Annotated in this window: 21 protein-coding genes; 12 read left to right on the plus strand and 9 right to left on the minus strand. The window is 55.4% G+C overall.

The window, feature by feature from the left end; all coding sequences use genetic code 11:
• Positions 1-136: 136 nt before the first annotated feature.
• Positions 137-2,788, minus strand: coding sequence for a DNA topoisomerase (ATP-hydrolyzing) subunit A (gene gyrA, locus M2407_RS10365; RefSeq protein WP_122079889.1), 2,652 nt, complete (start codon positions 2,786-2,788; stop codon positions 137-139).
• Positions 2,789-3,000: 212 nt separating this feature from the next.
• Between gyrA and ubiG the strand changes: the two genes are divergently transcribed.
• Entirely contained in the window at positions 3,001-3,726 is a 726-nt protein-coding gene (gene ubiG, locus M2407_RS10370; RefSeq protein WP_115058429.1) for a bifunctional 2-polyprenyl-6-hydroxyphenol methylase/3-demethylubiquinol 3-O-methyltransferase UbiG, read from the plus strand.
• Between the two features lie 60 nt (positions 3,727-3,786).
• Here the strand turns inward: ubiG and M2407_RS10375 are convergent, their stop codons facing one another.
• On the minus strand, positions 3,787-4,515 hold the full coding sequence (locus M2407_RS10375; protein WP_259217927.1) for a FadR/GntR family transcriptional regulator: 729 nt from the start codon (positions 4,513-4,515) through the stop codon (positions 3,787-3,789).
• 397 nt (positions 4,516-4,912) lie between these two features.
• On the opposite strand from M2407_RS10375, the gene M2407_RS10380 reads away from it, so the two are divergent.
• From M2407_RS10380 to yfaE, 9 genes are all read left to right on the plus strand, one after another.
• Entirely contained in the window at positions 4,913-5,599 is a 687-nt protein-coding gene (locus M2407_RS10380; protein ID WP_046373070.1) for an RraA family protein, read from the plus strand.
• Between the two features lie 70 nt (positions 5,600-5,669).
• On the plus strand, positions 5,670-6,974 hold the full coding sequence (locus M2407_RS10385; RefSeq protein ID WP_104410954.1) for an MFS transporter: 1,305 nt from the start codon (positions 5,670-5,672) through the stop codon (positions 6,972-6,974).
• A 2-nt stretch (positions 6,975-6,976) separates the two neighbouring features.
• The gene (locus M2407_RS10390; RefSeq protein ID WP_259217933.1) at positions 6,977-7,990 is read left to right on the plus strand and encodes a zinc-binding alcohol dehydrogenase family protein; all 1,014 of its coding nucleotides are present in this window, start codon (positions 6,977-6,979) and stop codon (positions 7,988-7,990) included.
• 25 nt (positions 7,991-8,015) lie between these two features.
• Entirely contained in the window at positions 8,016-8,777 is a 762-nt protein-coding gene (locus M2407_RS10395; RefSeq protein ID WP_048759279.1) for an SDR family NAD(P)-dependent oxidoreductase, read from the plus strand.
• 73 nt (positions 8,778-8,850) lie between these two features.
• The gene (locus tag M2407_RS10400; RefSeq protein WP_020827811.1) at positions 8,851-9,177 is read left to right on the plus strand and encodes a UxaA family hydrolase; all 327 of its coding nucleotides are present in this window, start codon (positions 8,851-8,853) and stop codon (positions 9,175-9,177) included.
• Complete coding sequence (locus tag M2407_RS10405; protein ID WP_259217938.1) at positions 9,170-10,399, plus strand: UxaA family hydrolase; 1,230 nt, start codon at positions 9,170-9,172, stop codon at positions 10,397-10,399. The genes M2407_RS10400 and M2407_RS10405 overlap by 8 nt, the downstream gene beginning before the upstream one ends.
• Before the next feature lie 608 nt (positions 10,400-11,007).
• Positions 11,008-13,296 carry a class 1a ribonucleoside-diphosphate reductase subunit alpha gene (gene nrdA / locus M2407_RS10410; protein ID WP_020827813.1) on the plus strand — a complete coding sequence of 763 codons (2,289 nt, stop codon included), beginning with the start codon at positions 11,008-11,010 and terminating at the stop codon, positions 13,294-13,296.
• Between the two features lie 68 nt (positions 13,297-13,364).
• The gene (gene nrdB / locus M2407_RS10415; RefSeq protein WP_020827814.1) at positions 13,365-14,495 is read left to right on the plus strand and encodes a class Ia ribonucleoside-diphosphate reductase subunit beta; all 1,131 of its coding nucleotides are present in this window, start codon (positions 13,365-13,367) and stop codon (positions 14,493-14,495) included.
• Between the two features lie 3 nt (positions 14,496-14,498).
• Positions 14,499-14,759: a class I ribonucleotide reductase maintenance protein YfaE gene (gene yfaE, locus M2407_RS10420; RefSeq protein ID WP_048759285.1), complete on the plus strand. Its 261-nt coding sequence runs from the start codon at positions 14,499-14,501 to the stop codon at positions 14,757-14,759.
• A 294-nt stretch (positions 14,760-15,053) separates the two neighbouring features.
• On the opposite strand, the gene M2407_RS10425 is transcribed toward yfaE, so the two are convergent.
• The gene (locus M2407_RS10425) at positions 15,054-16,250 is read right to left on the minus strand and encodes a nicotinamide mononucleotide deamidase-related protein YfaY (RefSeq protein ID WP_046373064.1); all 1,197 of its coding nucleotides are present in this window, start codon (positions 16,248-16,250) and stop codon (positions 15,054-15,056) included.
• A 244-nt stretch (positions 16,251-16,494) separates the two neighbouring features.
• On the opposite strand from M2407_RS10425, the gene tyrP reads away from it, so the two are divergent.
• A complete protein-coding gene (gene tyrP / locus M2407_RS10430; RefSeq protein ID WP_041414776.1) occupies positions 16,495-17,703 on the plus strand; it encodes a tyrosine transporter TyrP in 1,209 nt (402 codons plus the stop codon).
• Between the two features lie 50 nt (positions 17,704-17,753).
• On the opposite strand, the gene M2407_RS10435 is transcribed toward tyrP, so the two are convergent.
• Positions 17,754-18,296, minus strand: a complete 543-nt coding sequence (locus M2407_RS10435) for a YfaZ family outer membrane protein (RefSeq protein ID WP_020827818.1) — start codon at positions 18,294-18,296, stop codon at positions 17,754-17,756.
• Positions 18,297-18,629: 333 nt separating this feature from the next.
• Here M2407_RS10435 and katA point away from each other — a divergent pair, with 333 nt between their 5' ends.
• The gene (gene katA, locus M2407_RS10440) at positions 18,630-20,066 is read left to right on the plus strand and encodes a catalase KatA (protein WP_048759292.1); all 1,437 of its coding nucleotides are present in this window, start codon (positions 18,630-18,632) and stop codon (positions 20,064-20,066) included.
• Between the two features lie 180 nt (positions 20,067-20,246).
• Here the strand turns inward: katA and menE are convergent, their stop codons facing one another.
• From menE to menD, 5 genes are read right to left on the minus strand one after another with little or no spacing between them, the layout of a single operon-like run.
• On the minus strand, positions 20,247-21,632 hold the full coding sequence (gene menE, locus M2407_RS10445) for an o-succinylbenzoate--CoA ligase (protein ID WP_259217943.1): 1,386 nt from the start codon (positions 21,630-21,632) through the stop codon (positions 20,247-20,249).
• Entirely contained in the window at positions 21,620-22,591 is a 972-nt protein-coding gene (menC, locus tag M2407_RS10450; protein ID WP_130016516.1) for an o-succinylbenzoate synthase, read from the minus strand. Before menC ends, menE begins: the two co-directional genes overlap by 13 nt.
• An 11-nt stretch (positions 22,592-22,602) precedes the next feature.
• Positions 22,603-23,460: a 1,4-dihydroxy-2-naphthoyl-CoA synthase gene (menB, locus tag M2407_RS10455; RefSeq protein WP_020827822.1), complete on the minus strand. Its 858-nt coding sequence runs from the start codon at positions 23,458-23,460 to the stop codon at positions 22,603-22,605.
• Positions 23,461-23,471: 11 nt separating this feature from the next.
• Positions 23,472-24,239, minus strand: a complete 768-nt coding sequence (gene menH, locus M2407_RS10460; protein WP_259217945.1) for a 2-succinyl-6-hydroxy-2,4-cyclohexadiene-1-carboxylate synthase — start codon at positions 24,237-24,239, stop codon at positions 23,472-23,474.
• Positions 24,239-25,912 (minus strand): 2-succinyl-5-enolpyruvyl-6-hydroxy-3-cyclohexene-1-carboxylic-acid synthase, encoded by a 1,674-nt coding sequence (gene menD / locus M2407_RS10465; RefSeq protein ID WP_115058422.1) that lies wholly within the window; start codon positions 25,910-25,912, stop codon positions 24,239-24,241. The genes menH and menD overlap by 1 nt, the downstream gene beginning before the upstream one ends.
• Between the last annotated feature and the right edge of the window lie 6 nt (positions 25,913-25,918).

The following is a 25,918-nucleotide window of genomic DNA, read 5'->3' on the forward strand; positions in this document are numbered from 1 at the left end:
CCAGCGCGTTTATAGCAGAGCCGGGAGCTGTTGGCTTGAGTTCGCTAATTAAACCATATAACTGAAAAAGGGCCTAGCATCGCTGCCAGGCCCTGTATTTCTCAGTGCAATAGTGGCGTTAGTCGCCGCCTATGGCTTAGGCGTTGTCATCTTCCGCGTCGTCTACCGCTTCAGAATCGTCGTCGCCTTCGTCCAGCGGCGTAGCGTCTTCTTCTACGGCTTCTGCGCCGGCTTCCAGACTATCCAGTTCTTCGTCTTCTACCGGTTCGGCAACGCGCTGCAGGCCGACGACATTCTCATCTTCCGCAGTACGGATCAGCGTAACACCCTGGGTATTACGGCCAACCACGCTGACTTCCGAAACGCGAGTACGCACCAGCGTACCGGCATCGGTGATCATCATGATCTGATCGGTGGTATCCACCTGCACCGCACCCACTACCTGACCATTACGCTCGCTCACCTTGATGGAGATAACCCCTTGGGTGGCACGTGACTTGGTCGGGTATTCGGTGACCGCAGTACGCTTACCGTAGCCGTTCTGGGTAACGGTCAGAATATCACCTTCACCGCGAGGCACAATCAGGGAGATAACGCTGTCGCCTTCACCCAGGTTGATACCGCGCACGCCGGTAGCCGTACGGCCCATAGAGCGCACCTGCGTTTCCGGGAAACGAACCACTTTACCGTTGGCGGAGAACAGCATGACTTCGTTACTGCCGTCGGTCAGGTCAACACCAATCAGCTCGTCACCCTCATTGAGGTTAACGGCGATGATGCCGGCGCTGCGTGGGCGGCTAAAGTCGGTCAACGCGGTTTTCTTCACGGTGCCGCTGGCGGTTGCCATGAACACATGACGCCCTTCTTCATACTCGCGCACCGGCAGAATGGCGGTGATACGCTCATTGGCTTCCAGTGGCAGCAAGTTGACGATTGGACGACCACGTGCGCCACGGCTGGCTTCAGGCAGTTGATACACCTTCATCCAGTACAGGCGGCCACGGCTGGAGAAGCACAGGATCGTATCGTGGGTGTTAGCCACCAACAGACGATCGATAAAGTCTTCTTCTTTAATACGTGCAGCAGACTTGCCCTTACCGCCGCGGCGTTGCGCTTCATAGTCGCTCAATGGCTGATACTTCACATAGCCCTGGTGCGACAGCGTAACTACCACGTCTTCCTGGTTGATCAGGTCTTCGATATTGATATCGGACGTGTTGGCGGTGATCTCGGTACGGCGGCCGTCGTTGTATTGCTCTTTAATTGCGACCAGCTCTTCGCGGATCACTTCCATCAGGCGGTCTGGGTTTTCCAGAATAAAGATCAGCTCGGCAATGGCGGTCAGCAGCTCTTTATACTCGTCCAGCAGCTTTTCATGCTCCAGGCCGGTCAGTTTCTGCAGGCGCAGATCCAAAATTGCCTGAGCTTGCTGCTCGGTCAGGTAATATTTGCCGTCACGGATACCGAACTCCGGCTCCAGCCACTCAGGGCGAGCCGCGTCATCACCCGCGCGTTCCAGCATGGCGCCTACATTACCCAGATCCCACGCCTGAGCGACCAAACCGGCTTTCGCTTCCGCAGGGGTTGGCGCACGACGGATCAGTTCGATGATCGGATCGATGTTGGCCAGAGCGATAGCTAAGGCTTCCAGAATGTGGGCGCGATCGCGAGCTTTACGCAGTTCAAAGATGGTACGACGGGTGACCACTTCACGGCGGTGACGAACAAACGCCTGCAAAATGTCTTTCAGGTTCAGCAACTTCGGCTGGCCCTGGTGCAATGCCACCATGTTGATGCCGAAGGTGACCTGCAATTGCGTCAGTGAGTACAGGTTGTTCAGTACCACTTCGCCAACCGCATCGCGTTTGATCTCAACCACGATACGCATGCCGTCTTTGTCGGACTCGTCGCGCAGTGCGCTGATGCCTTCCACGCGCTTTTCTTTCACCAGCTCGGCGATCTTCTCGATCAGACGCGCCTTGTTCACCTGATACGGGATCTCGTGAACAATAATGGTTTCGCGACCGGTCTTGGCATCGGCTTCCACTTCAGCGCGTGCGCGCAGATAGATCTTGCCGCGCCCGGTGCGATAGGCCTCTTCGATACCGCGGCGACCGTTGATGATCGCCGCCGTCGGGAAGTCCGGCCCCGGGATGTGTTCCATCAGGCCTTCGATGCTGATGTTTTCATCATCGATATAGGCCAGACAGCCGTTGATAACCTCTGACAGGTTATGCGGCGGAATGTTGGTGGCCATACCCACGGCAATACCCGACGAGCCGTTAACCAGCAGGTTCGGGATCTTGGTTGGCATGACGGCTGGGATCTGCTCGGTGCCATCGTAGTTAGGCACGAAGTCGACGGTTTCTTTTTCCAGATCCGCCAGCAGTTCGTGAGCAATTTTTGACATGCGCACTTCGGTATAACGCATTGCCGCGGCGGAGTCGCCGTCGACGGAACCGAAGTTACCCTGACCGTCCACCAGCATATAGCGCAGTGAGAAAGGTTGAGCCATACGCACGATGGTGTCGTAAACCGCGCTGTCACCGTGTGGGTGATATTTACCGATGACGTCCCCGACGACACGGGCCGATTTCTTGTATGGTTTATTCCAGTCGTTACCCAGTACGTTCATCGCGTACAAAACGCGGCGGTGTACCGGCTTCAGTCCATCACGAACATCTGGCAGCGCACGTCCGACAATTACGGACATCGCGTAGTCCAGATACGAGTTTTTCAACTCGTCTTCGATGTTTACCGGTGTGATTTCTCTGGCAAGGTCGCTCATGGAGCTGCTATCCCTCTACTAATGATTCATCTGCCCGCTGCCATAGTGGCAAAGGTGTAAAACTATATCACAAAGCACGCTTTACGGGAAAATAACCGCCGCCGATTCACTGAAATTGTGCATATATGTGCGCTAAAAATGCATCGGCGCAGACGGCGCTGCGCCGGAACATGTATAATCCGCGCAACGAGAACCAGGAGCCAAATACGCCCATGAATGCAGAATCATCCAGCCAAGCGCAAAACGTAGACCATCAGGAAATCGCCAAGTTCGAGGCCGTGGCCTCTCGCTGGTGGGATTTGGAAGGTGAGTTCAAACCGCTGCACCGTATCAACCCGCTGCGTCTGAATTATATCCTGCAACGTTCAGGCGGCATTTTTGATAAAACCGTCCTCGACGTGGGCTGCGGTGGCGGCATTCTGGCGGAAAGCATGGCGCGTGAAGGTGCCAAAGTGACCGGTTTGGACATGGGCGCCGAGCCATTGCAAGTGGCCCGATTACACGCGCTGGAAACCGGCATGAATGTGAATTACGTGCAGGAAACGGTAGAGAGCCACGCCCAGGCCAACCCACAAAAATACGACGTCGTGACCTGCATGGAAATGCTGGAGCACGTTCCCGATCCGGCTTCGGTGGTGCGCGCCTGCGCTCACCTGGTCAAACCGGGTGGTCATGTGTTCTTCTCCACCATCAACCGCAACACCAAGGCCTGGCTGATGGCGGTCATAGGTGCGGAATATATTCTGAAGATGGTCCCGCAGGGTACCCACGACCATAAGAAATTCATCCGCCCTTCTGAACTGATCGGCTGGATCGACCACACGCCGCTGCGCGAAAAACACATGATTGGCCTGCATTACAACCCGATCACCGACCACTTCAAGCTGGGCGGCAACGTTGATGTGAACTACATGGTACATACTCAACACGAAGGCTGATGCTGCCCTCAAACGCGGTGAGTGTTTAAGCGCTCGCCGCACAAAAATAAATGCCCTTCTTCAGGTCCCATCATTGGCCTTCTCGCCCTTTTCAATCAAAGAGTTGACCGCCGTATTAAAATGGTTCGTCATCGCTTTCATCGCTCCTTCCGCGTCCTTGGCGCAAACGCACTCGCAAATATCCTGATGCAAAGAGACAATCTGTTTTCTTTCGGCGTCGGTTCCACTTTGCGCTTCGAGACCGGCATGGATAGAACGTCTGAGTTGTTCATGCAGGGATTGCAATAAAATAGCGGACAGAGGGTTGCGAGATGCCCTGGCAATAATGAGATGGAAGTTAATGTCATGCTGAATAAATTTTTCAGCGTCAAAGATGCACGCCTCAATCTGCTTCATCTCATCCTGTAACTGGCGAAAATCCTCTTCATTGCCGTTGGTCGCCGCCATGCCGGCACTGCCGATTTCAAGCCACTGGCGCACGCTCAAAATCTGGGAGACCGACACCTGGTTTGAAGCGATGGCAAAGCCAAAAATAAGCTCAAGCACGCTGCTGTCGAACGCTTTCACCCGCGGGACTTTACCGCTTTTTATCTCCAGAATACCCAGAGCGGATAGCGAACGGTATGCCTCACGGATCACCCCTCGACTGACACCCAGTTCCTCAATTAATTTTACTTCGCTTGGAACCGCCATCCCCGGCGTCAACTGTTGCTGGCTTATCATATCCAGCACGTAATGCTTGATTTGCGAGGACAATGTGTGGCTCTGAATCGGCATCTTTGTATCCATTTTAAACGACTCCAAAATTTACAACTTCAAATGTACTGGATGAAGAACAAAGCAGAAAATATCACGGCAGACGACTGACAAAGCCGGTTATTAGGCAGAGCGTGCCCATCATGGTTCTCGGTGCGCCTGGCCCTGGTATCCCGGGCTCAAAGACCACCTGGTTATCGAACTCACGATATTTTCTTCTCTCAGACCACCACCACAATTCAACACCATCAACGGCCCCTTCCGGGCGGTTCTCGCCGCCATTTTACTAAAAATGTGAGCTTAATATCATATATAAAATCATCCCTATCAACCTGTTTGACAGGTTGATAGGTTGCGCGTAATTTTTCCTGTGCAAACACCCGAGCCTGCTCTTAAGGCCAAATAGAAATTGTCTTTTCAGGAGAAAACAATGTGGTCGAATGATAAAGAGCTGTTCCAACTGATGCGCACCAAGCTGTTCCCCGCCGTTGTGGGGGATATTCTTGATACTATGGGATTTTTACATCAGTTTTTTGCCCCCTCCATTAAACCGCTTCAGATGAATATGGTGGTTGCCGGCAGAGCGATGCCGGTGCTCGAAGCCGATGTCTACGAGCTCAAATCCAGCTCTGGGCATAACGAAATCACCCAACAGCCTTTTGGGTTAATGTTTGAAGCACTGGACTCGTTGAAAGAAGACGAGGTGTACATCGCCACGGGAAGTTCTCTGCGTTACGCGCTTTGGGGCGGCCTGATGTCAACCCGGGCTCGTCATCTGAAAGCGGCTGGCGCCGTGCTGGATGGTTATGTACGCGACAGCAATGAAATTCTGGAATTAAATTTCCCCACTTTCTCGCACGGCACTTATGCACAAGATCAAGGCCCCAGAGGAAAGGTGATCGATTATCGCGTTCCTATTGAATTTAACGGAATAAGGGTACACCCAGGCGATATCGTCTATGGCGATCGCGATGGTGTATTAATCATCCCGCAAGAAGTTGAACGTGACGCCATTAGTTTGGCATTAGAAAAAGTCTCCACAGAGAATCGCGTCAGGACGGCCATCAGCAATGGCATGAGCACGGTAGAGGCATTCGAAACCTTTGGCGTAATGTAATTTCACCAAGCCCATAATATTGATTGGCAAGGTGGGTTTATATTTAGTCATACAATATGAGTATGCAATCATGAAACAGAGAAATAAAATAATAACACTCTTGTTTATAGCCAGCATTATTAACTACCTGGATCGGGCTGCATTTTCTGTTGCCATGCCCTATATAAAAGATTATCTACAACTCTCTCCTGCTGAAATTGGTGTAATGCTGAGCAGCTTCTTTTTCGGCTATGCCTTATTTAACTTCGTCGGGGGGTACCTGTCTGACATTTACGGCCCGCGCAAAGTGATGGCCATTGCCATGCTTACCTGGTCGTTATTCTGTGGTCTGACAGGGGTCGCTTTCAGCTACATCATCCTATTTATTATTAGAGTCATTTTTGGGATGAGCGAAGGCCCGGTCAGCACCAACATCAATAAGGTCATCACCCACTGGATCCCGATTCACCAGCGCGCACGCGCCATTGGTATTGCCAATGCAGGCAATCCACTCGGAGGGGCTATCGCGGGCCCCATCGTTGGATTCCTGATCATTATGTGGAACTGGCGAGTGGCCTTTATCATCCTCATGTCACTTGGCTTTGTGTGGACCTTCTTCTGGCTGAAAAACTTTACTGACCACCCTAAAGATCACCCGAAAACCCAACCTATTGAAATTGAAGAGTTTGAAACGGCTCTGCACAATGCGCCGGTAAACCATGATACCCAGACCAAGCTGCCGTTTCGCTTTTATCTGACACAGCCACTGGTTTTGGCGACCGGCATGGCGTTCTTTGCCATCAACTATATTCTTTATTTCTTCCTGACCTGGTTTCCCAGCTACCTCTCAATGGCAAAAGGGCTGAACATTGCTGAAATGAGCATTGCCTCCTCGATTCCGTGGTTACTTGGCAGTGTGGGCATGGTCATGGGAGGCGCTGTCTCCGATTATATTTACAAGAAAAGCGGAAGATTACTTTTTTCCAGAAAGCTGCTTATTGTTGTCGGGCTAATTGCCTCGTCTGTATGCATCTGTATTGCCGGGATCGTAGACTCCGTGACCTTTGCCGTCATTATGATGTCATTCGGCATATTCTTTATGTATCTGGCAGCGTCATCGCCCTGGTCTATTATTTCCGACAGTATTTCCGCAGATAAAGTGGGTGGCGTGGGCGGCTTTGTTCACCTGCTGGCGAATACTTCAGGCATGATCGCCCCTATTCTGACCGGTTTTATTGTTCAATACAGCGGTGGCAGCTTTATTTCAGCCTTCGTATTAGCCGGCATCGTAGGTATTTTCGGCGCATTAAGCGTAGCGTTATTTGTCAAACCCATTAATTCAAATAAAAAAGCACAACCTCTCACGGACACCTTAACAAACCTGAGGAAACAATAATAATGAAAGCATTAACCATTGATAAAACTTCCCATACCGAGTTCGTCGACATCCCTGAGGCCGTATGCGGTGATAATGATGTTCTTATTGATGTTCAGCGCGTCGGCCTCTGCGGCTCCGATTTAAATACCTACCGTGGGTTTAACCCCCTGGTTGTCTACCCTTGCATCCCAGGCCATGAAATTAGCGGCGAAGTTATCCGCACAGGGTGCAATGTCACGACGGCCAAACTGGGCGATCGTGTGGTGGTCTTGCCTTGTACAGAATGCGGGGTTTGCAGCAGTTGCCTTGCTGGCAGGCCGAACGCTTGTAAGCACAATCAAACGCTCGGCGTCCAGCGTCAGGGTGGTATGGCGCAAAGGCTGGTTATCCCAGCGAATAAAATTCTTGTTTGCAATGCCCTGAGCTTTGATGAACTGGCTCTGGTTGAACCTCTGGCCGTTGGGCTGCACGCCGCCCGTCGTGGTGCCATTCAGGTTGGAGAATGGGTGGCCGTGATAGGTTGCGGTGTCATTGGTCTGGGGGCCATAGCCGCCGCCGCAGCAATGGGAGCACGAGTGATCGCCATAGACATAGACGATCGCAAACAGGCCGTGGCTCTGGCCTGCGGCGCTTGCTCATTCCTCAATGGGGCAAAGGTCGACCTCGCCGACGAGCTGGGCAGGATCGACGAAGGCCGTGGCCCGGCATTGGTCATTGAGGCCGCCGGGCAAACCTCTTCAATCGAGCAATCTCTCGAACTGGTCGCCTTTTCTGGCCGCATCGTTTACGTCGGCTACGCAAAAAAACCGGTTAACTACAACAGCGCGCTTTTTTTGCTGAAAGAGGTGGATATCCGCGGCTCACGAAACGCCACGGTGGCAGATTTTCGCGCCGTACTGGCCTTGATGGAACAACAGCGCTATCCCCTGCATTCAATTATCACCACTCATTACCCGCTCGACCAGGCAGGTGAAGCCTTTATGGCGTGGGCAGCCGATCCTGGTGCCGTGACCAAAATACTTATCGCCTTTTAACCGCAATTAATCAGAGATTATAACTATGTTAAAAAATGCATTTTCACTCGAAGGTAAAACGGCATTAATTACTGGCGCGGCCAGCGGCTTGGGTTACGCAATGGCTGAATGCATGGTGGCCAGTGGCGCAAAAGTCATCATAGCCGACCTCAATGGCCCACTCGCTCAGCAGGCTGCTGAAAATCTCGGTCCTATGGCAACCTACAGTCAATTTAACGTCAGTGAAACCACCAAAACCCAGGCATGGGTGAACGGTTTGCTCGACCAGGTTGGGCAGATCGACATCCTGGTCAACAACGCGGGCAACCATTGCAAAAAGCCCATCGAGGAGATGAGCGTTGAGGATTTTGAATCCGTTCTTGATGTTCACGTTGTCGCAGCGTTTGCCTTGACCAAAGCGTTAGTCCCGCACATGAAGCGGCATGGCAATGCCAGCGTTCTGTTCACCGCCTCCATGACGTCATTTCTCGGGCAGCCCTATGTCGCCGGCTATGCGGCGGCGAAATCGGCCTACCTGGGGCTTATCCGCGCGCTGACCACCGAACTGGCTGGGGCAGGCATACGCGTCAACGGCATCGCCCCGGGCTGGATCGACACGCCCATGCTGCGGAAGGCCATTGAAGGAGATGATGAGCGCCGCAATAAAATTCTCGGACGAACCCCGATGAAGAAATTCGGTAAGCCAGAAGACATTGGCTGGGCCGCTACTTATTTGGCTTCAGAGGCAGCCGCCTTTATCAGCGGTCAGGTTCTGGTGGTTGATGGTGGCGCTCTGATTGGTTTCTGATTGATTAGCCAGTGCTATTGCTTGGTGATAGCACTGAATATCCAGTCTAAATAATAAGATCAGGAGGGCTATTATGGAGCAAGTCGCATACAAGATTAATGACGTTGATAATGTCGCTACGGCGCTAACGCCCATACAAACGGGCAAAGTCTCGGTTCGCGGCTGTGGGAATGACACCGTCATCGCCAATGAGAATATCAATATCGGCCATAAAATAGCGTTATGCCCCATTTCCATGGGCGACCCCATCATTAAATACGGCATCAACATAGGCAGTGCGACCCAAGCGATAAAAACCGGCGATTGGGTTCACCTGCACGTTATGCATAGCAACTATGACGAACGCTCATCCCATCTGGATCTGGTGACCGGTGCCCCTAAGGATGTCAAATATGAATAAGTTAGAAAGCCTGAAATCGGTGACGTGGTCAGGTTACCAGCGCCAGAACGGCACCAAGGGGATCCGCAATAAAATATTGGTTATTTACACCGTGGAATGCGCCCATTTTGTGGCCGATAAGATAACCGAAAAAGTGAATGACGCCGAAGTTGAAGCGGTTGGGTTTTCCGGTTGTACCGACAATGAGTACGCCGTAAGAATGCTGATCTCATTAATTCGCCATCCTAATGTCGGTGGTGTCCTTGCCGTAGGGTTAGGGTGTGAGTACATCCAGCCAGAGTGGCTTAGCAATATCGCAAAAGAAGAAGGAAAGCCGACGGCCTGGTTCTATATTCAGCAAACCGGCGGCACAAAAGGCAGCGTGGAGTTAGGCGTTGAGCATGTCAGGAGAATGCAGACAGAATTAACGCGCACCAGCCGAGTGCCTATGGGCTTTGCAGACTTGATTATCGGCAGTGAGTGTGGGGGCAGCGACTATACCAGCGGGCTGGCGGGCAATGTGGCGGTGGGCAACTTTTTTGATTGGTTGGTCGATGCGGGCGGTACGGCAATTTTTGAAGAGATCGTGGAAGCCATAGGCTTGATTGATATTTTGTCCCAGCGCGCGGCAACCGAAAGCGCTAAGGATGAAATCGTTGCCACCTACAATAAGGCGCTCGATTACTGCAAATCGGTGAGGCAATACTCGGTCAGTCCAGGAAACTTTGCCGGTGGACTATCCACAATCGAAGAAAAAAGCATGGGTGCCGTAATAAAGAGCGGCTCTCGCCCCATCCAAGGGGTGCTTAAGGTCAGCGGTTGTCCCCAGCGAAAAGGCCTATGGTTACTTGATAGCACGCCAGATCCTCACTGGATGCAATTTGGCATCACTAACCCTAATGATAATGAAGGGCTGATGGATCTTATCTCCTGCGGTAGCCATATTATCTTTTTTGTCACCGGTCGCGGCAGCGTCGTGGGCTCCGTGGTTGCCCCCGTGATAAAAATCACCGGCAACAGCCAAACGTTTGTAAACATGATTGATGATATGGATGTGGATGCCGGCCGGCTGTTAAGCGGGGCCATATCGCAACAACAGCTTTCCCTGGAAATCGCTCAATTGATGGTGGCGATTGCAGCCGGGCAAAAAAGCAAAAGTGAGGAGCAAGGCCATAAAGAATATTTTATTCCTTATAAATATCAAAGCAAAGAGGTGCTGATCCCCACGCGATGCGAAAGCTAGCCGTATCAACCGCCGTCAGTCGATGCCTAAAAATGATTAATTTACGGGAGTGAGGCGACATGAAAGCTCCCGTAAACCTCTTGTGGCGCAAACGCTCTATTGCGAAAGCAAGGGCTGGAACCCGCAATCTCTGGTCTGATATCCATCGCCCCCATCGCACGGACGAGAAACCGTGGTTAATGGCAGTCCTCATTTTGGGGTAAAGTAGCTACGTGAAATCACACAGGCAGACATTGGACAAAAGATTGCGCCAGCCCAGTGTTCTTCTTGTTTATGAATTTTTAGAACTTTGATGGCTAACAATATGCCGTTTTTTTCTAACGTTTAATAAAGCGGCAAACGATCACGTTTTTCTGATTATAGGGAAAATCTTATCCCGCTTATTGACAAGCTTGTCGCACCAGTCACAGCGCGCACTGCGAAAGACAAGTCACATTTCACCCCCAAGTTATCCACAAATTAGGCCACTTTTGTTCACTTGCAAACGCCCTGTTTTCTCACTATCTTGTTACCTCACCGACATACACCCCCTATATATAGTGTTTACATACTGAGCAGAGCTACTACACTTCTGCTTAGGGGCACCATACGGACAGGTAAAACACCACATGAACCAAAGTCTGCTTGTTACTAAACGCGATGGGCGTAAAGAGCGCATCAACCTCGACAAAATCCACCGTGTCATCGACTGGGCCGCGGAAGGGTTAAACAACGTCTCCGTTTCTCAAGTAGAGTTGCGTTCCCATATTCAGTTTTATGACGGCATCAAAACTGCTGATATTCATGAAACCATTATCAAAGCAGCAGCCGATCTGATCTCGCGCGACGCGCCGGATTACCAGTATCTGGCCGCGCGCCTGGCTATCTTCCATCTGCGTAAAAAAGCTTACGGTCAGTTCGAGCCGCCAAAGCTGCTCGCTCACGTGACGCGCATGGTAGAAATGGGCAAGTACGATAAGCATCTGCTGGAAGACTACAGCACTGAAGAGTTCGAGCAGATGGACTCCTTTATCGATCACTGGCGTGATATGAACTTCTCCTACGCGGCCGTTAAGCAGCTGGAAGGGAAGTATCTGGTGCAGAACCGCGTCAGCGGCGAGATCTACGAGAGCGCGCAGTTCTTGTATATCCTGGTGGCCGCGTGCCTGTTCTCCAACTACCCGCGTGAGACCCGTCTGGACTACATTAAACGTTTCTACGACGCGATCTCCACCTTCAAAATCTCACTGCCTACGCCAATCATGTCCGGCGTGCGCACCCCTACCCGCCAGTTCAGCTCTTGCGTGCTGATCGAGTGCGGCGACAGCCTGGATTCCATCAACGCCACTTCCAGCGCCATTGTGAAATACGTTTCGCAACGCGCCGGCATCGGTATCAACGCCGGTCGTATCCGTGCGCTGGGCAGCCCGATCCGTGGTGGTGAAGCCTTCCATACTGGCTGCATCCCGTTCTACAAACACTTCCAGACCGCGGTGAAGTCCTGTTCTCAGGGCGGCGTACGTGGTGGTGCAGCGACGCTGTTCTACCCGATGTGGCATCTGGAAGTTGAAAGCCTGCTGGTGCTGAAAAACAACCGTGGTGTTGAAGGCAACCGCGTTCGTCACATGGACTACGGCGTGCAGTTGAACCGCCTGATGTACCAGCGCCTGATCAAGGGCCAGGACATCACCCTGTTCAGTCCTTCTGACGTCCCGGGCCTGTATGACGCATTCTTCGCCGACCAGGACGAGTTCGAACGTCTGTATACCAAGTACGAGCAAGACGACAGCATTCGCCAGAAACGCGTGAAAGCGGTCGAACTGTTCTCGCTGATGATGCAGGAACGCGCCTCTACCGGCCGTATCTACATCCAGAACGTTGACCACTGCAACACCCATAGCCCGTTTGATCCGCAGATCGCGCCGGTGCGCCAGTCTAACCTGTGCCTGGAAATTGCCCTGCCGACCAAACCGCTGGACGACGTCAACGACGAAAACGGCGAAATCGCCCTGTGTACGCTGTCCGCCTTTAACCTGGGCGCCATCGAAAGCCTGGACGATTTGGAAGAGCTGGCTACCCTGGCAGTGCGCGCATTGGACGCCCTGCTGGATTACCAGGACTACCCAATCAAAGCCGCACACCGTGGCGCCATGGGTCGTCGCACCCTGGGTATCGGCGTGATTAACTACGCTTACTATCTGGCGAAGAACGGCGTGCGTTATTCCGATGGCAGCGCCAACAACCTGACTCACAAGACATTCGAAGCTATCCAGTATTACCTGCTGAAGGCCTCGAACCGTCTGGCTCAGGAACAAGGGGCTTGCCCGTGGTTCAATGAAACCACCTATTCGCAGGGGATCCTGCCGATCGACACCTACAAGAAAGATCTGGATGTCATCTGCCAGGAGCCGCTGCACTACGACTGGGAAACCCTGCGTAAAGAGATCAAGGAAACCGGTCTGCGCAACTCGACCCTGTCGGCGCTGATGCCTTCGGAAACCTCTTCGCAGATTTCCAACGCCACCAACGGCATTGAGCCGCCACGTGGTCACATCAGCATCAAAGCGTCGAAAGACGGCATCCTGCGCCAGGTGGTGCCGGAGTACGAACGTCTGAAAAACGACTACGAGCTGCTGTGGGAAATGCCGAACAACGACGGCTACCTGCAACTGGTCGGTCTGATGCAGAAGTTTATCGACCAGTCGATCTCTGCCAACACCAACTATGACCCAACCCGTTTCCCGGGCGGCAAGGTGCCAATGAAGCAGCTGTTGAAAGACCTGCTCACCACCTACAAGTTTGGTGTCAAGACGCTGTACTACCAGAACACCCGCGACGGCGCGGAAGACGTCCAGGAAGATTTGTTGCCGGCCAAGGGCGGCGATGATGACTGCGAAAGCGGCGCCTGCAAGATCTAAAGTTTGAAACAGCGGGCCGGAACTCTTCCGGCCCCTTCATTTAGCCACGATACGATGGACTCAGGCTTATGGCTTACACCACATTTTCTCAGAATAAAAACAACCAGTTGCTGGAACCGATGTTTTTCGGCCAGTCGGTTAACGTTGCGCGTTTCGATCAGCAAAAACATGAAATTTTCGAAAAACTGATTGAGAAACAACTGTCCTTCTTCTGGCGGCCGGAAGAGGTTGACGTTTCCCGCGACCGTATCGACTATCAGGCGTTGCCGGAACATGAAAAACACATTTTCATCAGCAACCTGAAATACCAGACGCTGCTGGATTCGATTCAGGGCCGCAGCCCGAACGTGGCGCTGCTACCGCTGATCTCGATCCCGGAATTGGAAACCTGGGTGGAAACCTGGTCATTCTCTGAGACCATCCACTCACGTTCTTACACCCATATCATCCGTAATATCGTTAACGATCCGGCGCTGGTGTTTGACGATATCGTCACCAACGAAGAGATCCTCAAGCGTGCGAAGGACATTTCCGGCTACTACGACGATCTGATCGAGATGACCGGCTATTACCATCTGCTGGGTGAAGGCACGCATCAGGTCAACGGCAACACCGTTACCGTTAGCCTGCGCGCGCTGAAAAAACAGCTGTATCTGTGCTTGATGAGCGTTAACGCGCTGGAAGCCATCCGCTTCTACGTTAGCTTCGCCTGTTCATTTGCCTTTGCGGAACGCGAACTGATGGAAGGCAACGCCAAAATCATCAAGCTGATCGCCCGTGACGAAGCGCTGCATCTGACCGGTACCCAGCACATGCTGAACCTGATGCGCTCCGGTGCCGATGACCCGGAAATGGCAGAAATCGCCGTTGAGTGTCAGCAACAGTGCTACGATCTGTTCGTGTTGGCGGCCGAGCAGGAAAAAGAGTGGGCGGAATACCTGTTCCGTGACGGCTCGATGATCGGCCTGAACAAAGATATTCTGTGCCAGTACGTGGAATACATCACCAATATCCGCATGCAGGCAGTGGGCCTTGGCCTGCCGTTCGCCACCCGCTCTAACCCAATCCCATGGATTAACGCCTGGTTGGTCTCCGACAACGTGCAGGTTGCACCACAGGAAGTGGAAGTCAGCTCCTACCTGGTAGGGCAGATCGACTCGGAAGTCCATGCCGACGACCTGAGCGACTTCGAACTCTAAGCGATGGCATCATCAATCGTGACGCTGCGTACCACGGGTACGCAGCTTGCCTGCCCCAAAAGTGAAAATTGCCTGCTCGACGTGCTCGAATTGCACGACGTTGAGGTGGAGTATCAGTGCCGTTCCGGCTACTGCGGCGCCTGCCGCCTGAAGCTGGTAAAAGGTGAAGTGACCTACCGCCAACAGCCATTGGCGTTTATCAACCAGGGTGAAATCCTGCCTTGCTGTTGCATGCCGCTGACGGATATCGAGTTGGAAATCTGATTTTCAAGAACATCCTTCCATCACCTGAATATACCCTATGACTTTCGAGTTACAGCCAACAACGCCGCAGCTTGAAAGACGACGGGTATAAATACCAAAACCGTAATACATACAACGGCTAACGAGTGAAACACCTGCTTTAACTGCATGCTTGCCTCCTTGCTGTGAAGAGGCTAGCGTAACGGTGTCTAGGCGGTATGTGCAGCCCCATTCTGATTGAGAGTCAATACAGTTTGGGGCTTTCATCTATCCGCCTTGCCACACAATGCCCAAGACCAACAGTCTCAAGCCTCCCTATTCGATAATCTCCAGCGTCTCCAGCCAGGCATTCCTGCCGCATACCGGCCCACCGTTCAACCACCGCCGCAGCATGTCTAGCGCCAGCATCGCCACCGACTCTTGCCTTAACCGCAGGCTATGCCGCGCAGCCCGATAACGTACCGTCTGCCCGATGCTGCCTTTTGGCGTATGCAGCCCAATGCTCACCCGATCGCCGCTCATGGCGCTGACCGCCAATGCCAGCTGCGCCCCGGTCAGTTCCGCCAACGAACGAGCGCGCGCCAACGTGGTTTCCAGCGTTTCCACGCAGTGCGACGGCAACAATTCGCCACCGGCCAACGGTGCCCCTTCGCTTTGCAGTTGCAGATTGATCAGCCCGGCGCTGAACTGTTCGCTCAGCGCCAACTTCAACCCTTGCTGATTCAACCGCTGTGTCAGCACTGCCGGCAGGCCAAGGGTTCCTTCAAACAGGGTGTTATCACCCGCAACCTGACGAACCCGCTCCCACGCTTGCTCCATCGCCGCACGCTGGGCAACCGGACCGGTCAGCTTCAGTTCAATGATCGGGCTGGAGGAACGATAACCCAGAACCACATCCGGCGGCAGCGGCATGCCGTCCAGCTCAGCAGCCAGATCGCTTTCCGAAGTACCAAAAGTGGTTAACCTCAGGCACAGCGGTGGTGCCGGTAAGGTAAAACGCTGACGCAGGCGCGGCACAATTTGCTGTTCGACCATCACTTTGAATTCAGATGGCACACCGGGCGTGAAAAACATCATGCATCGGTTCAGTTGCAAAGCAAAACCACAGGCGGTGCCAACCGGATTGTCGAGCATCTCTGCGTTAGCGGGGATCTGCGCCTGCTTGCGGTTTGAGGCCGCCATCGGCCTGCCGCGTTCAGCAAAATACGCCTCGATACGCGCCATCCATTCAGCATGTTCAACCAGCTCGACGCCGCAGGCGGTCGCGGCCGCCTGAGCACTGAGATCGTCACTGGTCGGCCCCAGACCGCCGTTAACAATCAGCACGTCGGCGATATGACTGCGTTCCTGTAATGTTTCGATCAGAGAGGAGAGACTGTCCCCCACCGTTTCGCGGCCGCTCATCGGCATGCCCTGCTGGAACAGATAGTCTGCCAGCCAGGCGGCGTTGGTATCTATAATTTGCCCGTGTAGCACCTCATCACCGGTGCTGAGCATCTCCACCCTTAACATTGATCTCTCCCACATTTTCCGATCTTTCCACTATAGAAGCCTGTAAATAAGTTTTCACTAGGCACCACCAGTTAATTTCGGTTAAAGGCATTTTTTTGCGAGATAGCGCAGCCCGCTGCATCGTAAAGATAAGTTAACAGCACCCGTAACGCCCGTTTGACACGAAATATTCCATCAACTATCCTGCCGCACTTAGAATCAGTTACCTATAATTTTCCAAAATCTTTGGTTGATAGAGAAAAACGTGAAAAATCGCACGCTTGGCAGTGTATTTATCGTAGCAGGAACCACCATCGGCGCCGGGATGCTGGCAATGCCGTTGGCGGCGGCCGGTGTAGGCTTCGGCGTCACCCTGGCTCTGTTAGTCGGCCTGTGGCTGTTGATGTGTTATACCGCGCTGCTGCTGGTCGAAGTCTATCAACATGAACAGGCCGATACCGGCCTCGGTACCCTGGCAAAGCGCTACCTCGGCGGCGGCGGTCAATGGCTGACCAGCTTCAGCATGATGTTTTTGATGTATGCCCTGACTGCCGCCTATATCAGCGGCGCCGGTGAATTGCTGGCGGCCAGCATCAGCCAGTGGACGTCGCAGGACTTCCCCACCACGCTTGGCGTATTGCTGTTTACTCTGGTGGCCGGCGGCGTAGTCTGCATCGGTACCCACTCGGTCGATCTGTTTAACCGTATTCTGTTCAGCGCCAAAGTGGTGTTTCTGATTGTCATGCTGGGCCTGATGCTGCCCAATATCCACCAGACCAACCTGATGACGCTCCCGCTGGAGCAAGGGCTGGCGCTGTCGGCCATTCCGGTGATCTTCACGTCGTTCGGCTTTCACGGCAGCGTGCCAAGCATCGTGAACTACATGGGCGGCAACATCCGCAAGCTGCGTTGGGTGTTCATTATCGGCAGCGCCATTCCGCTGATAGCCTATATTTTCTGGCAGTTGGCCACGCTCGGCAGCATCAGCTCCACCACTTTCGTCGGTATCCTGGCACAGCAAGCCGGTCTGAACGGCCTGTTGCAGGCGGTGCGCGACGTCGTGGCTTCCCCACATGTCGAACTGGCGGTGCATTTGTTTGCCGATCTGGCGCTGGCGACCTCCTTCCTGGGGGTAGCGCTCGGGCTGTTTGATTTCCTGGCCGACTTGTTCAAGCGCCAGGATAACGTACGAGGCCGTCTGCAGACCGGTGCCATCACCTTCTTGCCGCCGCTGGCTTTCGCGTTGTTCTATCCACGTGGCTTTGTGCTGGCGCTGGGCTTCGCCGCCATCGCGCTGGCAGTGCTGGCGTTGCTGCTACCGTCAATGCTGGTGTGGAAAACGCGTCAACAGCATCAGGCGAAATACCGCGTCTGGGGGGGGACTCCGGCGCTGGCGGTGGTGTTTGTCTGCGGGGTGACGGTGATTGCCATTCAGGTGGGTATCGCCAGCGGTATCCTGCCGGCCGTAGGCTAATAGATTTTTCGATAAAACGAAGGGGCCAATTGGCCCCTTCGCTGTTTGTATCAGAAGCTCAGACCCACGCCAACATAAGGGCCATCGGCCAAGGTGTTGTCACGACGCCCGTCCTTCCCTTGCATCTGAATATAGCGGTAACCCACATCTACGCTAAGCGGGCGGAAAACCGTCCAACGCAGGCCGCCGCTGGCTTCGTTGTAGGCCTTAACGCCACTGGTCAGTGATTCCGGGGCGAAATAGCCTTCGCCATGCAGGCTGAGAGAACGCGTGATTGCCCAGTCAAGACCGCCGCCCAGTGCCAAAGCCCCACCGCTCTTACCGTCCTTTGGGCTCAGATACAGCGCCTTGCCCCCTAACGTCGCAGTCAACGGTCCCAATGGCAGGCCGAAGTTCAGCCCCAGGCTGCCAACGTTGCCGTTATGATCGCTACGGGCCCAGTTACCCGTTAAACCCAAACCGCTGGTGCCTGTGTCCTGACCGAAGCCGAGGTTGGTGTAATGCTTGCCGGCTTCGCCAGACAGGCTGAGCGCGTTCGCCGCACCGGTCATAAACAGCATGCTTGCCGCGCAGGCGACCAAAGTCTTTTTCATCGTCTATCCCTCTTGCTACTTCATCCATTAAGAATGATATGAGTTAACCCGTAATAATACCGTCACGAGTCTATACCAAACCACAACCAGTTCTTAAGGGATAAAAGCGAAAAATTCTTCTGTAATCAAATGAATGTAAAGTTTTGCAAGGAAAAGCGTCCTCCCGGGTGGCAATAGCAACGATAACCCAGACCTATTTGCCGAGTGCGTTCAATAGGTCTACAACTAGTAGTGGCATTGATTAGGGTCAGGGTGAGAACGCCCTGGCGGATTATGATGAAAGCTTGAGTCGCCCAAGTCTTCACTCAATTGCAATACGATAAGGAGCAAGTGATGAGCAAGAAAGGACTGACCACCGCAGCCGGAGCCCCGGTTGTCGATAATAATAACGTGATCACCGCAGGTAAACGCGGCCCGATGCTGCTGCAGGACGTTTGGTTCCTGGAAAAGCTGGCTCACTTCGACCGTGAAGTGATCCCCGAGCGCCGCATGCACGCCAAAGGATCCGGCGCCTACGGCACTTTTACCGTCACCCACGATATTACCCAGTACACCCGCGCAAAAATCTTCTCTGAAATCGGCAAGCAAACTGACATGTTTATCCGCTTCTCCACCGTAGCCGGTGAGCGCGGAGCCGCCGACGCCGAACGCGACATTCGCGGTTTCGCGATGAAGTTTTATACCGAGGAGGGTAATTGGGACCTGGTGGGTAACGACACCCCGGTGTTTTACCTGCGCGACCCGCTGAAATTCCCCGATCTTAACCACGTGGTCAAACGCGATCCGCGTACCAATCTGCGCAACCCGACTTATAAATGGGATTTCTTCTCGCTGTCGCCGGAAAGCCTGCACCAATTGACCATAGACTTCAGCGACCGCGGCATTCCGAAATCTTACCGCCATATGCACGGCTTCGGCAGCCACACCTTCAGCTTTATCAATGCCAACAACGAGCGCTTCTGGGTTAAGTTCCACTTCCGCTGCGAACAAGGCATTGAAAACCTGATGGATGACGAAGCGGAGGCGATCATTGCCAAAGACCGTGAAAGCTCACAGCGCGATTTGTATGAAGCCATCGAACGGGGTGACTACCCGCGCTGGAAACTGCAGATTCAGATCATGCCGGAACACGAAGCCTCGCAGACGCCTTACAACCCCTTCGATCTGACCAAGGTATGGCCGCACGGCGATTACCCGTTAATCGACGTTGGCTTCTTCGAGCTGCACCGCAACCCGGAAAACTACTTCGCGGAAGTGGAACAAGTGGCGTTGAACCCAGCCAACGTAGTGCCTGGGATCAGCTTCTCGCCGGATAAAATGCTGCAGGGTCGCCTGTTCTCTTACGGGGATGCCCACCGCTACCGTCTGGGCGTTAACCATCATCAAATCCCGGTTAACGGCGCAAAATGCCCGTTCCACAACTACCACCGCGACGGCGCGATGCGCGTGGACGGCAACAGCGGTAACGGCGCGACCTACGAGCCAAACAGCTTTGGCCTGTTCCAGGAGCAACCGGACTTTAGAGAGCCACCATTGAGCATTGAAGGAGCCGCCGACCACTGGAATCACCGTGAAGACGGGGATTACTTCAGCCAGCCGCGCGCGCTGTTCAACCTGTTGAGCGCGGAAGAACATCAGCGTATGTTCACCCGTATCGCCGGTGAGCTGTCGCAGGTGCCGGAACAGATCCAGCGCCGTCAGGTCGATTTGTTCACCCAAGTGCATCCGGATTACGGCGCTGGCGTAGCCAAAGCGCTGGGCCTGAAATAACCGTCGGCAGTCACCGAAGCCGTTGACAAAGTGCTCTGTTGTTTAATGGTAGGGGCGCTGCATGCTGCGCTCAATAGCATAATCAATGGGTTAAATCGGGTCGAACATGTTCGACCCCTACCGGTTTAGCCGTTTCGCAGGTTTGTCAGCAGTTCTGAGGCCGCCTTTGGGCGGCCTTTTTTATCGATGGGATAGCTGTTCAGCCACCCATTGCTGCAGTTGACGGCGGGAGATCTTGATCCCCCCGGTTTTCAACTCGGCGGGCATCGCCAACAAAGCAACCGGCCGTTGGAAATTCACCAGACGATCCTGCGACCACGCCAGCAGATCTTCCAGCAAAAGCGGTACCCCACTGTCGATCACGGCCACCGGTCGTTGGCCAAACTCGGCGTCATCCACCGGCACCACCACCACCTGCAAGATCTGCGAGTGAGCCGCCAGCACGCGTTCGATATCCTCCGGCTGAATGCCTTCCCCACCGCTGAAAAACAGGTTATCCAACCGGCCAATGATCCGCAGTTCACCCTGTTCCATGACGCCGCGATCGCGGGTATGAAACCAGCCTTGATCATCGACGAGCGGCAGCAACGCACCGCGTTGCCAATATCCCAACGCCAGACTCAACGCACGGATCCACACTTCCTCATTCACCAGCTTAACTTCCCGACCAGCCAATGGCAGCCCAACGCCTGGCTGCCCGTCAGCGCGCTTGGCACACACCGTGGAAGCCAGTTCGGTCAGGCCGTAGCCGCACCAACAGCGAATGCCTGCCGCCTCCGCCTGCGCGGTCAGCTCTGGCGGGATCATCGCGCCCCCGAGCAGCACTTTCTTCAACGTCAGCGCCGCCAGCGGCTGCGCCAGCAAACGCCAAAGCTGTGTCGGCACCAGCGAGGCATGGGTACATCCTGCCAATGCGTCAGCCAGAGGATGCATATCACGCACCACCAGTCCGGCCCCCGCCGCCAGCCAGCGCCAGACAATGCCCTGGCCGGAAACGTGAAACAGCGGTAAAGACAGTAGCCAGCGGTCCTGAGGTTGGAAGTCCATCAGCCGCAGTACCCCTTCGGCGCTGGCCAGATGCGCGGCATAGCTGTGCGCAGCGGCCTTTGGTCTGCCGCTGGAGCCAGAGGTCAAGGTCAGCGTCGCCAGCCGTTGCGCATCCCAACGCGGCGGATTCAGCCAGCGAGATTCGGTAGAGGGAGGGGTTAAAGGGATGACCGTGGCCGGTAAGGTCGGTAACCGGTCCGGACTGAAAGCAAAATCAATATCCAGATCAGGCAGCAACGTCGCCAACTGGGCCGCAGGCAGCGCCGGATTCAACGGCAGCAGCCGCGCACCGCACTGCAACAGCGCCAAATAAGCCAACAGCAACGGGTAGCTGTTCTTGCCGCATAACGCCACGCCACAGCCAGGCTCTACGCCCTGATGCTGAAAATCTGCCGCCAGCCTATCCACCTGACGGCGCAACACCAGCCAACTCACCGGCTGGTGCCCCACCATCACCGCCGTCGCCTGTGGCCGTCGCTGCGCCCACTGCCGCCACGGCCAGTCTTTTAGCTGCGCCATAAACACTCCAGCGCTGATGTATCCAATAGCGGCAACTCGCAGTCCGGCCAAGGGCGTAGCAGCTGCGCCTGCATCAGATCCAGCGTGTCCAGTCCAGGTACGGTATTCGGCGTCAGCCAGTGCGCGATGCGTGCCAGTTGCGTCAACCCCAGGCTCGATTCGATGCTGGAACTGATCACCGCCGTTAACCCCGCCGCATGGGCTTGCTCGACCAGGGTACGGCAACGAACCAGACTGCCGGTCAAGGTTGGTTTAATGACGATCGCCGCCACGCCCGGTTCGGCCTGCACCACAAAATCTGCCTCGCGCACGCTTTCGTCCCAGGCGATAGCAATGCCGGTCGCCAGCGCGAAATCCCGCGATTCATCACGGGTTTTGCAAGGCTCTTCAAGGAAAGCAATGCGTTCACGCAGCGCCGGTGCCACGTATTTAGCGAACCCGTCAGCCTTGGCACGAGTCCAACTGCGGTTGGCGTCCAGCCGCAGACGCAAATCGGGCAGGGCTTCCAGCAAGACGTTGACTATCATGCCGTCGCGCACCGCCTCATACAGCCCAACCTTCACCTTGGCAACTTTCTCTCCCGGCAGCGCGGTCAATACCGCGAACAGCTCGTCAGGATCGCCGGTACACAGCGGCGCTTTGCGGTAATCTGCCTGCAGCGGCAACCGCTGTTCCAATTCCGCCAACGCGCAGCTGGTGCCGAACGCTACCGAAGGCAACGGGCTGTCTGACGGCAAGGTCCCGCCTTGCCAGTCCTGTACCCAACGCAGCGCAGCCTGCTCGGCCTGCGCCAGCGTTTCCTGGCTGAACTCTGGCAGCGGCGCTATCTCACCCCAACCTTCCTGCCCGCCCTGCTGCAGATGGATCAGCAAACCATCGCGGGTTTTCAGCCGCTGGTTGCGCAGCACCACGCCAGCCTCCATCGGCAGGCTGTAACGGTAAACGGCGGCGTTACGGATCGGAGCATTCATTACGGATTACGCTTGAATTTGCTGAAGTCCGGCTGGCGTTTTTCGTTGAACGCGTTGCGCCCTTCCTGACCTTCGTCAGTCATGTAGAACAGCATGGTGGCGTTACCCGCCAGCTCCTGCAGACCGGCCTGACCGTCGCAGTCGGCATTCAGGGCCGCTTTCAGGCAGCGCAGCGCCATCGGGCTGTTTTGCAGCATTTCACGACACCAGCGTACGGTTTCTTTTTCCAGGCTCGCCAAGGGCACCACGGTGTTGACCAGGCCCATGTCCAGCGCGGCGGCAGCGTCATACTGACGGCACAGGAACCAGATCTCGCGCGCTTTCTTCTGGCCGACGATACGTGCCATGTAAGAAGCGCCCCAACCGCCGTCGAACGACCCCACTTTAGGCCCGGTCTGGCCGAAGATGGCGTTATCCGCCGCGATGGTCAGGTCGCACATCATATGCAATACGTGACCGCCACCGATCGAATAACCGGCAACCATCGCCACCACGGGTTTCGGGCAGGTGCGGATCTGGCGCTGGAAGTCGAGCACGTTCAGATGGTGCACGCCGCTTTCATCCTGATAACCGCCGTAGTCGCCGCGCACTTTCTGATCGCCGCCGGAGCAGAAGGCTTTGTCGCCGGCGCCGGTGAGAATAATGGTGCCGATGCCGTCGTCGTAGCGGGCATTGGACAGCGCTTCGATCATCTCTTTCACCGTGTGCGGCCGGAAGGCATTACGCACCTGCGGACGGTTAATGGTGATTTTAGCGATGCCGTCGCTGGACTTGTGGTAGAGGATATCTTCGAAATCACCGGAGCAATCCTGCCACTCGATGGCGGCGTACAGCTGTTCTTCATTCGGATAGAGCATGTTCTGTTCCTTTAACCAGGGTTAACGAGAAAATTGCGCAGTTCGGCGACGAAATCCTGCGGGTTGGCCAGGTGCGAGTTATGCCCGGCCTGCGGCACGATGCGTAACGGCAACCCGGCGTCACGCGCCAACTGCTGAAATTTGTGATCGTCGGCACCGCACAACACCACCAGCGGTATCGCCAGCTGTTGCAATTGCGGCACCAGACAGGGCTGCTTGCCCAGCGAAGTGGCTTCCAGCATGTCCGCCACTGCCGCGCCGGAATTGTCCTTGCGGGCACCGATCAGCGCATCGCGGTGCACCGCGCTGAGATTGGCGAAGACCGGCTGCTGGTACCAGTCCGCCAGCACCTGTTCAATGGGTTCGTGGCGGAAACGTTCCGCCCAGGCCGCATCGTGCGTCAGACGTTGAGCACGCAGGGCCGGATCGGCCAGTCCGGGATTTCCGCCTTCAATAATTACCCCTTGCAGGCCGGTGGTGTCGCCGCAGCAGGCGTGGTACATGGCTATGCGCCCACCCAATGAATAGCCCACCAGCCAATAGCGTTCGATGCCGTGCATCTGCAAGGTGCTGCTGATTTGCGCGCTGATATCGTCAAAGCTGCTGCAGGTCACCGCAACGGAATCGCCGTGGCCCGGCAGGTCGATCGCCAGCGACGGCCACTCCGGGCAGCGGGAAGCGATCACCCGCCATTCATTGTTGTTGCCCAACAGGCCATGCAGCCAGATTAACCAGGGCCGATCGGCTTCGCCCTGTTGCAAGACTTTTGTCGCCAGCATTATTGCTCCGCCATCTGTTGCACCAGATGCTGCAACGTCTGTGCACCATCGCTCGGCGGCACCTGCAGCTCAATCAGCGTGGCACCGCTGTGGCGCCACCCCTGTTCCACCGCCTGCAGCAACTGTCCCCAGTTTTCCGGGCGGGCGTAAGCGAGTTGGAACATCGCTGCGGCATGGCTGAACTCCACGTCCTGCGGCATGCAGTAGAAGCGCTGCCGGTCTTCTTCCGGCGTTGGCAGCAATGAAAAAATCTGGCCGCCATTATTATTGACCACGATCAGCACCGTTGGCGCAGAGCATTGACGCAGCAGCGCCAGCGCGTTCAGGTCATACAGGGCGGAAAGATCTCCCACCACCGCCAGCGTTGGTTTGGCGGTGGCCCGCTGCACGCCTGCGGCGGTAGAGATCAGGCCGTCGATGCCGCTGGCACCGCGATTGCTGAACACCGGATAACCCGCCGGCAAGCGGGTCAAGGCATCAATCAAGCGTACGATCAGGCTGTTGCCCAGAAACAGCTGGCCGTTTTCCGGTAGCAGCTCCGGCAGGCGGTGCGCCAACTGCGCCTCGCCAAAGCGGTTGACCAGGTGGCCCGAGACTGCGTCCAGCGCGTTATCCGCCAGCTGCGTCAGTTCATCCGCCCAAGGGGTGCGAGGCTGGGCCGGATGCAACTCAAGCCACTGCGCCACGCTGGAACGAATGCGCCGCCCCCGGTGGTGCGCCGGGTCGAGTCGCCCCGGTAAATCGTCGATCAACCAATATTCCTGCGGCTGGCACTGCTCCTGCCACTGCAGCAGGCGTTTACCGGTCAGGCTGCTGCCGAACTGCACCACCAGTTGCGCATCCGCCAGCCGTTTTTGCGCCTGCGGCTGAGCCAACCATAAATCGGCACAGGGCAGCGGTTGCCCGGTCTGAGACAAAACGTCGCCTATCAATGGCCAGCCGAGCATGGCGGCCCATTGCGCCACCTGCTCACCCTCCTCCGCACTCATGCGGCCTGCCACTACCACGCCCCGTTTTTGCCGCCAGAAGAACCAGTCTGGCTGTTTGAGCACCACGTGCGGATCCATTTCGCGCAGCCAGGGCTGGCTGCCTTGCCACCAGTCGCCAAGCGTCGCGGACCAATCGTCGTACTGCTGCTCATCGCCGCCGTACAGCGGTTCGGCAAAGGGGCAGTTAATATGCAGCGCGCCGTGATGCAAACGTGCCATGGCGCTGTCGAGGGTGGAAACCAGCCAACTGGCGGAAATATCCGGCGTCGGGCGCGGCAGATCGAGACTCAAAGATGGATGGCTGGCATACAGGCCGTTTTGGCGGATGGCCTGATTGGCACCGCAGTTGATCAGCTCAGGTGGACGATCGGCCGTGAGAAACACCAGCCGTTCGCCGGTCAGCCCGGCTTCGATCAAGGAAGGGTACAGGTTGGCGGCCGCAGTGCCGGAAGTGACGATGACCGCCACCGGCTCCCGTGACGCCTTCGCCAGGCCAAGCGCCAAATGGCCCAGCCCGCGCTCGTCAAAATGGGTATGGCAGATAAAAGACTTGTTGGCCGCCGCAGCCAGCGTCAAAGGCGTAGAGCGCGATCCCGGAGCGATACAAACATGCCGCACTCCATGGCGAGCCAGCGCTTCCAACAGCAACGCCGCCCACCGGCGATTAAAAACACTTGTCGACATAGTTCG

This window comes from Serratia sp. BIGb0234 (genome assembly GCF_024809915.1).
In the GTDB taxonomy this organism is placed as follows: Bacteria; Pseudomonadota; Gammaproteobacteria; order Enterobacterales; family Enterobacteriaceae; genus Serratia; species Serratia liquefaciens.